We start from the raw sequence: 9,995 nt of genomic DNA on the forward strand, positions 1-9,995 counted from the left end.
CGATAAAATTTAAAAACGCGGCGCGAAACTGCGAAGCGCTTTTTAAATTTGCGGGCGGAATTCTATAATCCGCATTAACGTTAAAATTATATAGAGCTAGCATCGCTCGCGCTCGCGAAGCCGCATTATAATCCCGCAGCGCCTCTGGCACAATCTCGCACCCGTTCGCATCAAAGCCAAAAATCTCGCCGCTAAAGAATTGCTTATTAAAAACTTCGGCATTTAAAATTTCATCATCAATAAGCTCATTATCGCGCCGCAGATCCGCTTTTTGGCGTTTTTCGCGTGCTGCGATACCTCGTTTTGACGCGGTAGTATCTTGTAATAAAGCTGATTTCTCGTCCGAACGCTTAGCGCAGAAAAAATTCTTTTGCGCTAAGCCAGTGTCGCAAAAAGCCCTTGCTGTCAAATTCCTATTTGCGCCGTCTTTTTGCGCACTCTTTGCAGCATGCGGCTTAGAGGCATTATGATAAAGCGCACCCGATTTACCGCTTGAAAACTTTTTAAATTTGCCGCTAAATTTCTTGCTTTCGACATGCGCAAGGCAACTAGCGTTAAATTTGCTAGAATTTAAAGAATTCTTGGAATTTAGCTCGCCTATTTCATCGTCGTAAGCATTTGATTGCGACGCAGTGCGCGATTTTTTAGCCGTTTGCTTGGGCTTGCCGGCATTATTTAAATTCCTTAGAATTTTAATCATCTTCGCAAGGTCTGCAACCGAATTCTTGATTTAAATTGAAGACCTTACAGTATTCGCAAAATACGCAGCTAACGCTTCTTTTAGCGCATACAAGCGGGATTTTGCGCTTTTTTACTTCGCCTTTGATTTTTTTCATCGTGTTGTGGTTTAAAAAGCTCGTAAGCATAACGACGCACTCCGTATCCTGTGGGATCGGCTTACGATTTACGCGATTTTCGTTTCGTGCATCCCAGTGCTCGATGTTACTCGCGCCAAGGTCTTTTAAAACCGCCTTAATGGGTGTAATCTCATCTGCTCCTATAACTAAAACGTTCATTTCATCCCCTTTTATGATTGATAGTCGTTATTATAACAGAGAAAGATTAAATTTAACTGATAATGTATATAAAAATTTGAAATTATAAGCCGGAATTTTACCGGCTCATATTTGATATTTACTCGCTTAAAGCTAGACTTACTGCCGCATCGATGTGGATCTGCGTAGTATCGAATAGCTGCATGGTGGTATCTGCTTGCGATACTAGCAGTCCGATCTCCGTGCAGCCCAGTATCACGCCCTGCGCGCCGCGAGCCCTAAGTCCTTCAATAATCCGTAAAAATTTCTCTTTGGAGTGCGGTAAAATTTTACCAAAGCAAAGCTCATCAAAAATTACTTCGTTTACCGCTTCCATTTCGTCCGCATTTGGCACGAGTACCTCCACGCCGCCATCTATTAGGCGCTGTTTGTAAAAATCCTGCGTCATCGTGTAGATCGTGCCGAGCAGCCCTACTTTTTGCACGCCACGCTTTCGTAACTCACTTAACGTGGCGTCCGCGATATGCACAAAAGGCACGGATATAGCGGCTTTTATCGCCTCGTAGCACTTATGCATCGTATTGGTGCAAAGAAAAATATAATCCGCGCCGCCGCCTTGCAAAACTCGCGCGTGACGAGCTAAAATTTCGCCCGCCCTGCCCCACTCATTATCTCTTTGGCACCGCTCGATCTCGTCAAAATTTAGACTACTTAGCAGAATTTCGCCGCTACTTAGCCCGCCTAGACGCTCGTTAATTTTGCGATTGATCCCATCATAATAGGTAATCGTAGATTCGTAACTCATGCCGCCGATTAGTCCAATTTTTTTCATGGATTTTCCTTTTAAAATTTATACGGAATTTTATGCAGTCCCGCGAAATTTAATAAAATTCCGGATTGCAAAATTTGCAGAGCCGAAATTTCAACAAATAGCCGCAAAGCTTAAGCATTCTCGCTCGCGGCGCCCGTAGAGGCAACCTCATCGCCGAAATCGGCATTTGCGAGGCGTTTTAGCTGGCGGTAGCGCCTCATCGCATCGGCTTTGTTGGCTTCGTACAGTTCCTGCGCGTGCTCAGGATCGATCTTTTTGAGCGCGTTGTAGCGCACTTCGTTTAGCAAAAATTCCTCATAAAGGCTCCAGTCCGGCTCTTTGGATGAAATTTTAAGCGGATTTTTGCCCTCCGCCGCAAGCCGCGGATCGAAGGTGTAGGTCAGCCAATAGCCGCATTTGCTCGCAAGCTCGGCTTGATCGCCGGAGCTGCCCATGCCGCCTTTGATGCCGTGCGCGATGCAGGGCGAATACGCGATGATGAGACTAGGCCCAGGGTAGGCCTCCGCCGCCATGATCGCCTTTAGCGTCGCGGCTTGGTTTGCGTTGGAATTTACCTGCGCGACGAAGATGTTGCCGTATGTCATCGCGATCTGACCGAGGTCCTTTTTCTGCACCGCCTTGCCGCCCGCGGTAAACTGCGCGATCGAGCCGCGACGGCTAGCTTTGGAGCTCTGCCCGCCGGTGTTTGAGTAAACCTCCGTATCCAGTACCAGCACGTTTACGTCCTCGCCGGTAGCCAGCACGTGATCAAGCCCGCCGTAGCCGATGTCGTAGGCCCAGCCGTCGCCGCCGATGATCCACTGCGATTTTTTGTTTAGATACTGCTTCAGCTCTAAAATTTCACGAACCCCGGGCGCGTCCAAATTTTGTTCTAGTAGCGGCACCAGCCTATCTCTGATCTGAGCGGATTTTAGCGTATCGTTTCTGTTTTCGATCCAGTCGTGATAAAGCGCCTTTAGCGCGTTTGGCACGCTTGAGAGCGAGCCTAGCATCAGATCCTCGATCTTATGGCGCAGCGTCTCGCTTGCGATCTTCATTCCTAGCCCAAACTCGGCGTTGTCCTCAAAAAGCGAGTTCGCCCACGCGACGCCGCGGCCGTTCTCGTCCTTGCGGTACGGCATCGAGGGCGCCGATCCGCCGTAGATCGAGCTACAGCCCGTGGCGTTGGCTACGATCATATGATCGCCGAAAAGTCGCGTGATCAGCGTGATGTACGGCGTTTCGCCGCATCCCGGGCACGCGCCGTGAAATTCAAAATACGGGCGCGCAAAGCCCACGCCCTTGACGCTTGATCTGTCCATCAAATCGTCTTTATATCTTACGTGCTCGAATAAAAAGTCCGCGCTTTCTTGCTCGCCTTTTGCGAGTTCTTCTTCAAGCGGCACCATGACGAGCGATTTTTCCTTGCTCGGGCAGTTTTCGGCGCAAAGCGCGCAGCCCGTGCAATCTAGCGGACTTACTTGAATCTTATATTTTAGCCCCTTTAGCTCCTTGCCCTTGGCTTCTAGCAGGTGCTCTTTTAAATTTAAAGGCGCGGCGGCCTCGTCCTTTTCGTCTAGTAAAAACGCCCTGATTACGGCGTGCGGGCAGACAAAGGCGCACTGGTTGCACTGTATGCAGTTTTGCTCGATCCATTTAGGCACCATGACGCCCACGCCGCGCTTTTCAAATCGCGTCGTTCCCGCATCAAAGCCGCCGTCCTCGTGCCCTAAAAACGCCGACACCGGCAAGCTATCGCCGCGCGCTGCGTTTATCGGCTTTACAATCTTTTCTATAAATTCGTCGCCCTTGTATTTATCGTCCGCGCCCGCTACGTCATCTTTTAAATTTGCCCACGCAGGATCGATCGCTACCTGCACCAAAGCGTCCGCGCCCCTATCGATCGCGTCGCAGTTCATCGCCACGACCGCCTCGCCCTTTTTGGCGTAGGTTTTCTTAGCGTATTTCTTCATATAGCTCTGCGCCTGCTCGAACGGAATGATGCCGCTAAGCTTGAAAAACGCCGATTGCATGATCGTATTGGTGCGGCCTCCAAGCCCTATCTCGTGCGCCAGCTTGGTGGCGTTTAGAATGTAAAATTTTACCCGTCTTTGGGCTAGAATTTTTTTGACCTTGTTCGGAAGCTTTGCCGCCGTCTGCTCGGCATCCCAGATGGAATTTAAAAGAAAGGTGCCGCCTTCGCGGATGCCCCCGATGACGTCGTAGATGTCCAGATACGCAGCCACCGAGCAGGCGACGAAATGCGGATTTGAGACGAGATAGGTCGAGCGTATCGGTCTTTTGCCGAAGCGCAGGTGTGAGCGCGTGTAGCCACCCGATTTTTTGCTATCGTAGGCAAAATATGCCTGCGCGTAAAGATCGGTTTTATCGCCGATGATTTTGACGGAATTTTTATTCGCGCCCACGGTGCCGTCCGCGCCAAGGCCATAAAACAGGCACTCGGTCTCATCCTCGTAGCCGAGCGAAATTTTATCTCCCACGGGTAGAGATAGATGCGTCACGTCGTCGTCGATGCCGATCGTAAAGCCGTTTTTAGGCTCGTCCGCCTTTAAATTTTCATACACGGCGATTAGTTGCGCGGGATCAACGTCTTTGGAGCTTAGACCATACCTGCCGCCCACGATGAGCGGGGCGTCCTCGCGCCCGTAAAATGCGGCTTTTATGTCCAGATACAGCGGCTCGCCGAGACTGCCCGGCTCCTTCGTGCGGTCGAGCACGGCGATTTTACGAACGCTTTTAGGCATCGCGGCGAAGAGATATTTGAGGCTGAAAGGCCTGTAGAGATGCACTTTTAGCACGCCTACCTTCTCGCCCTTCGCGTTTAGATGATCGACCACCTCCTCAAGGGCTTGATTGACCGAGCCCATCGCGACGATCACGCGCTGCGGCTCACTTGCACCGTAATAGACGAAAGGCGCGTACGACCGCCCCGTGATCTTTGAAATTTCGCTCATATACTCCGCGACGATGTCCGGAAGCGCGTCGTAAAATTTATTGGTTAGCTCGCGCGTCTGAAAATATACGTCGTCGTTTTGCGCCGTGCCGCGAGTTTTAGGATGTTCGGAGTTTAGCGCGTCAGCTCTAAATTTACGCACGGCCTCGCGATCGAGCAAGCGATCAAACTCGGCATAGTCCATCACCTCGATCTTTTGAATTTCATGGCTCGTGCGAAATCCGTCGAAAAAGTGCAAAAACGGCACTCGCCCCTTAATCGCCGCAAGATGCGCGATACCGCCCAGATCCATCACCTCCTGCACGCTGTCGCTTGCGAGCATCGCAAAGCCGCTTTGGCGACAGGCATAGACGTCTTGATGATCGCCGAAGATAGAGAGCGCCTGCGCCGCAAGCGCGCGCGCCGCGACGTGAATGACGCCCGGAAGCATCTGGCCCGCGATCTTGTACATATTTGGAATTTTTAGCAAAAGCCCCTGCGATGCGGTGTACGTCGTCGTAAGCGCGCCCGCTTGGAGTGAGCCGTGCACGGTGCCCGCCGCACCGCCCTCGCTTTGCATCTCAACTACTTTAACGGGCATGCCGAAGAGGTTTTTCTTGCCCTGCGACGCCCAAATATCGGTGTAATCCGCCATCGGCGAGCTAGGCGTGATCGGATAGATGCCCGCGACCTCGGTGAAGGCGTATGAGACGTAAGCCGCCGCCTCGTTTCCGTCCATAGTTTTCATAACTTTTGCCATTTTTAGTTCCTTTGGAATTATCAAATTTCGCTAATTTTACATATTTATTGCTTAAAAATTTAAATGCTTCGCAAACCCGATGGAATTTGCTAGGTTTTGCGAAGCGGCGGCTAAATTTAGGCGCAGCAGATATATTTTTAAAGCGCAAGAAGCTTTAAATTTTATCCGCGACGGAATCTTAAGGGCGGCGGATTTATGGCTTGCTTTTTTGATTATCCGCTAGGATTTATTTGGAGCTGCAATAAAATTTTAAAACGGCTAAATTTACTTTTAAGCTTGGCAAGAACTCGGTTTGCAGAATTTCGTCGCGACTGCGCAGCCAAGTAGTATCATAAAGGTCGCGAGCCAGCCCTGTATCGAAAAATAGGCCACCGATACCAAGCAGTTCGCGACGGTGCAGCCTCCGGTTAAAACGGCGCCTATACCCATCAAAAAGCCGCCGAAAACGCGCTTTGGATACTCGTTTGCGGGCAGAGATTTCAGCTCAAGCCCGCCCGACAAAAGAGCGCTTACAAAGGAGCCCGCCAAAATCCCCACCGCAAAGAGGCTGCCCCAATTCAGATATCCGTCCTGCCCCGTCACGAGATACTCCATGACGTTCGCGCTGGGCACCGCGACGCTAAAGCCGAACTGCCTGCCGGTTTGCGCGCTGAGATACCAGGCCAAAACGCCCAAAAGACCGATCAGCACGGCGCCGAAGAAGAGATGAAATTTTTTTTCAAACAGCAGGTATGCCGCGCCGCGAAGACGGTGCGCAGGGGCGGAACCGGGTTGCTTTTGCGAGAGCGAAATTTTAACCGTGACCGCCGTTATGAGGATCAGAGCCGCCACCAAGGCCCACGGCGAAATTTTAAGAAGCTCTTGGACGCTGCTTGCCTGCAAGGTTTGCTCGTTAAGCGCGCCGAGCGGTCGCCTTAGCGGGCCCGAGTATCCGCAAGCCATCGTGATCGAAAACGCAAGCAGCACCAAAAGTGGCGCGATCCCTCCTTCGCCCGTTCTGACCCAGCTTTCGCTCGCGCAGTATCCGCAGACAACCATCCCAGATCCAAGCAAAAATCCGCCGATAAGCGTCGCCAAAATCGGCACTTTGTGATCGGGGATCCGGATAAGCCCGAAGTGAGAAAGAGCGAAAAAGCCCACGGCTTGGATGCTCACGGCGATCAAAAGGGCGGCGAGAAAGCGGAAATTTTTTTGTAAAAATATGTTTTGAAAGCCCGAATTGAAGCAGAATTGAGTTCTTTGAAGCAAGACGCCAAAGGCGATACCCACGAATAAACCGCTCATCATATCTTAAGCCTTGCGGAAAAATTTACGTTATTGTATTGCCAAAAAAATAAAACTAAGTTGAAATTTTATTCATTCAGATAAAAATTTTCATTTAAATCTCGCGCTAAATTTAGCCGGCGGCGCGCTCGTTTATTCTTACGGCGCGATTATTTGCTGCGCGGCGAGCTCTCAAATACAGCGCGAAATTTTACCGTGGAATTTTACCACCGCCCTGACAAACGCTATGTGAAATTTAATCTCGCTCGACCGAACACACAAGAAATTCCATGAGCTGCTCCGCCAAACATAGCGCATATTTATATTAGATTTTTAGAGGCTAGCTACGGAGTAAATTTCGCCGAGCGCGGCTTTGTTTTTTGAACGTAAAATTTTATTTTCATAGCCGCGCAGAGGCTAAATTTAGCTATAATTCCCGCTTGAAATTTAGCCTGGAGCGTGCACGCAAATGCAGCGCGCAAAATTTTAAATTTTAAAATTTAAAACACAGCCTCGTAAAAACCGCAAAATGCGCCAGGCTTATAGTCAAAATTTAAAAGTGGAATTAAAAGTAGAAAGAGAAAACCGATGAACGTCCATAAAATCGCTTATACGAGAGTTGTCGCGTTAGCGTTTGCCGCCTTTATTTTTAATACGACGGAATTTATCCCCGTGGCCCTGCTAAGCGACATTGCGGCGGATTTTAAGATGGATGTTACGAGTACGGGCCTAATCATCACGATCTACGCGTGGGCAGTGAGTATCCTTTCGCTGCCGTTGATGCTACTTACTTCAAAGCTTGAGCGTAAGAGGCTGCTTTTGCGGCTTTTTGTGCTGTTTACGCTAAGCCACGTCCTGGCGGCCATTGCGTGGAATTTTGCCGTTTTGGTAATCGCGCGACTGGGCATCGCGATTTCGCACGCGATCTTTTGGTCGATCACCTCATCGCTCGTCGTGCGCGTAGCGCCGATAAATAAAGGCTCTCAGGCCATCGGCATGCTCGCTCTTGGCACCTCGCTTGCGATGGTTTTAGGGCTTCCTTTGGGGCGCGTGGTCGGCGAGCTTTTTGGCTGGAGGATTACGTTTTTCGCGATCGGCGCGCTTGCGGCGGCCGAGGCGCTGTTTCTTTGGAAAATTTTACCGTTTTTGCCAAGCAGGCGCGCGGGCTCTCTTGCTAGCTTGCCGATGCTTGCAAAGCGCCCTATGCTGCTTGCTTTGTATCTGCTGACGTTTTTGATCGTAGGCGCGCATTTTACGACCTACAGCTACGTCGAGCCCTTCGTGGCGAAATTTAATCCCGCAGGGGATCATTTCGTAACCTACGTCCTGCTTGCATTCGGCGCTTCGGGAATCGCTGCGAGCGTGCTTTTTTCAAAGCTTTACCGCTCATTTCCGAACGCATTTTTGATCTGCGCGATTCTCTTTATCCTAGCCTCGGTGCTGACGCTAAAAGCTTTTGCCGCAAATGACGCGGCGCTGCTGCTCGCAGCTTTCGTCTGGGGAGTGGGGATTTTCGGCTTCGGACTCTGCTTGCAGATTAGGGTTTTGGCGCTAGCTCCCGACGCTACCGATGTCGCGATATCGATCTATTCGGCGATCTACAACGTAGGCATCGGCGGCGGAGCGCTTTTGGGGCATCAGATCGCAACGAGATTCGGGCTTGAACACATAGGCGAGGCAGGCGCGATACTGGGCGCGCTAGGGCTTGCAAGCTACCTCTACGCAAGCGTGAAATTTGCGGAGAAAAATAGCGCGTAGGCTTAAATTTGCGAAAGAGCTTCGGCGAGATTAGCGCGCGCTTTTAGTTGGCGCTTTAAAACGGCAGTTTTATGGGTCTAAATTTTTAAAAATTTATCCCTCGCGACCAGCTAAATTTGCAGATAAAATTTAACCTCGCGCCTAATTACACCGTTTTTAATATGCGTTTCTTGCAATGACACGTCTTTGCCGTCAAGCGCAATATCCGAAGTGCTTAAATTTAGCGTCGGTATCGTTGCGATCGATAAAACCTTAAGATTTTTTATCAATTCTCCCTTGATATAATTTATGCGATTTTAGAAGCTATTTGATCGGGAAATGTTTTAGTTGATGTAAAAATAGGCATAAATTTAATCTCGATAAGAATTTAACAAGTTTGTTGCGACGCGAATGCTACACTTTGTAAAAAAATACTTAAAGGCTATTTTTTATCGCATCTTCTAAAATATTTTTCGTCTTATTAGTATGTGCTGTGTTGAGATGAACTAATTTTTTTAAGTCTTTTTTCTGATACGCTTCTATTATTGCCCTGTGTTCCTCATTTGAGGATTCTATATGGGATTTTTTATAAAACAAAGACAGTGAAACATATGGGATTGCCGCCATTATAAGGGTTTCGACGATATTAAATGTCCTACTACCGCTTTCGCTCTGCCAAAAGCATCGATGAAAATTGGCATTTAACAAAGCCCATTCGTTTAAATCCGTGCAAGTTTCGATCTGTTCTTGGATATTAATTGCTTTTTGTAGATACTCAGTATCATATTTTTCAAACGCATCCGTTATAAGTTTGCTTTCCAATAAAATTCTGAGTTCATAAATTTCTTTTGCTTCCTTGTAGCAAAGCCCCTTTACAATTGCGCCTTTAAACGGATCGAAACTGATTAGCCCTTTTGCCGTCAGAATTTTTAGCGCTTCCCTTACCGGCGTAGCGCTAACGTTAAATCTCTTTGAAATTTCATTTTGTTTTAGCTTGGAGCCGGATTTTATATTTCCGTTTAAAATATCTTGACTAAGACTATGGACTATAAATTCTGTTGTGGTGATAGGACGATCCGAATTGAGATGTATCATTTATTCTCCGTTTTTTAGGAGTATTATACAAAAATAATATAAAAACAATCCAGATCGATGCCTCAGAAATTTCCAAATTCTTTTTTTATCTGTTCCAAATTCATGTTGTTTGCCAACAAAAGCATCAACAAAAGCCTCGCTTTAATTGGCGATAACCAGCCGGACATTATACAACCGATACTTTGTAAATCCATCTCCGAGCCCTTATAACCGTATGTCTTAGTAGCGCAGATCCCGCTACCTGTGCGAGAAGCGACGACGACCGGAATTTGAGCATCTTTTAGCTTGTCCATCATATCATATGATACGTGTCCGGCACCTACGCCACTAATTACGATACCGCTAAAATTAGCACGCACAGCAAGCTCAATCATCTCGCCG

General features: G+C 48.6%; 8 protein-coding genes and 1 pseudogene. 1 reads left to right on the plus strand and 8 read right to left on the minus strand.

Annotation, left to right across the window (positions count from 1 at the left end; all coding sequences use genetic code 11):
• From Q0236_RS02320 to Q0236_RS02340, 5 genes are all read right to left on the minus strand, one after another.
• A partial coding sequence (locus tag Q0236_RS02320; RefSeq protein WP_297914604.1) for a hypothetical protein occupies positions 1-700 on the minus strand: 700 nt, incomplete at its 3' end.
• Positions 693-1,016, minus strand: coding sequence for a DUF2325 domain-containing protein (locus Q0236_RS02325; RefSeq protein ID WP_005870807.1), 324 nt, complete (start codon positions 1,014-1,016; stop codon positions 693-695). The genes Q0236_RS02320 and Q0236_RS02325, both read right to left, overlap by 8 nt.
• Before the next feature lie 118 nt (positions 1,017-1,134).
• Positions 1,135-1,827, minus strand: a complete 693-nt coding sequence (locus Q0236_RS02330; RefSeq protein WP_297914607.1) for an aspartate/glutamate racemase family protein — start codon at positions 1,825-1,827, stop codon at positions 1,135-1,137.
• 110 nt (positions 1,828-1,937) lie between these two features.
• Positions 1,938-5,519, minus strand: a complete 3,582-nt coding sequence (gene nifJ, locus Q0236_RS02335) for a pyruvate:ferredoxin (flavodoxin) oxidoreductase (RefSeq protein WP_297914610.1) — start codon at positions 5,517-5,519, stop codon at positions 1,938-1,940.
• Between the two features lie 270 nt (positions 5,520-5,789).
• Positions 5,790-6,806 (minus strand): YeeE/YedE family protein, encoded by a 1,017-nt coding sequence (locus Q0236_RS02340; protein ID WP_297914613.1) that lies wholly within the window; start codon positions 6,804-6,806, stop codon positions 5,790-5,792.
• A 564-nt stretch (positions 6,807-7,370) separates the two neighbouring features.
• Here Q0236_RS02340 and Q0236_RS02345 point away from each other — a divergent pair.
• Positions 7,371-8,540, plus strand: coding sequence for a sugar transporter (locus Q0236_RS02345; protein WP_297914616.1), 1,170 nt, complete (start codon positions 7,371-7,373; stop codon positions 8,538-8,540).
• Positions 8,541-8,650: 110 nt separating this feature from the next.
• Here Q0236_RS02345 and Q0236_RS02350 read toward each other — a convergent pair whose 3' ends face one another.
• From Q0236_RS02350 to Q0236_RS02360, 3 genes and pseudogenes are all read right to left on the minus strand, one after another.
• The gene (locus Q0236_RS02350) at positions 8,651-8,809 is read right to left on the minus strand and encodes a hypothetical protein (RefSeq protein WP_297914619.1); all 159 of its coding nucleotides are present in this window, start codon (positions 8,807-8,809) and stop codon (positions 8,651-8,653) included.
• 145 nt (positions 8,810-8,954) lie between these two features.
• Positions 8,955-9,614: a GntR family transcriptional regulator gene (locus tag Q0236_RS02355; RefSeq protein ID WP_297914622.1), complete on the minus strand. Its 660-nt coding sequence runs from the start codon at positions 9,612-9,614 to the stop codon at positions 8,955-8,957.
• Positions 9,615-9,676: 62 nt separating this feature from the next.
• Positions 9,677-9,995, minus strand: a pseudogene (locus tag Q0236_RS02360) (asparaginase); the annotation flags it as partial.

The organism is uncultured Campylobacter sp., assembly GCF_938031315.1.
Lineage (GTDB): Bacteria > Campylobacterota > Campylobacteria > Campylobacterales > Campylobacteraceae > Campylobacter_B.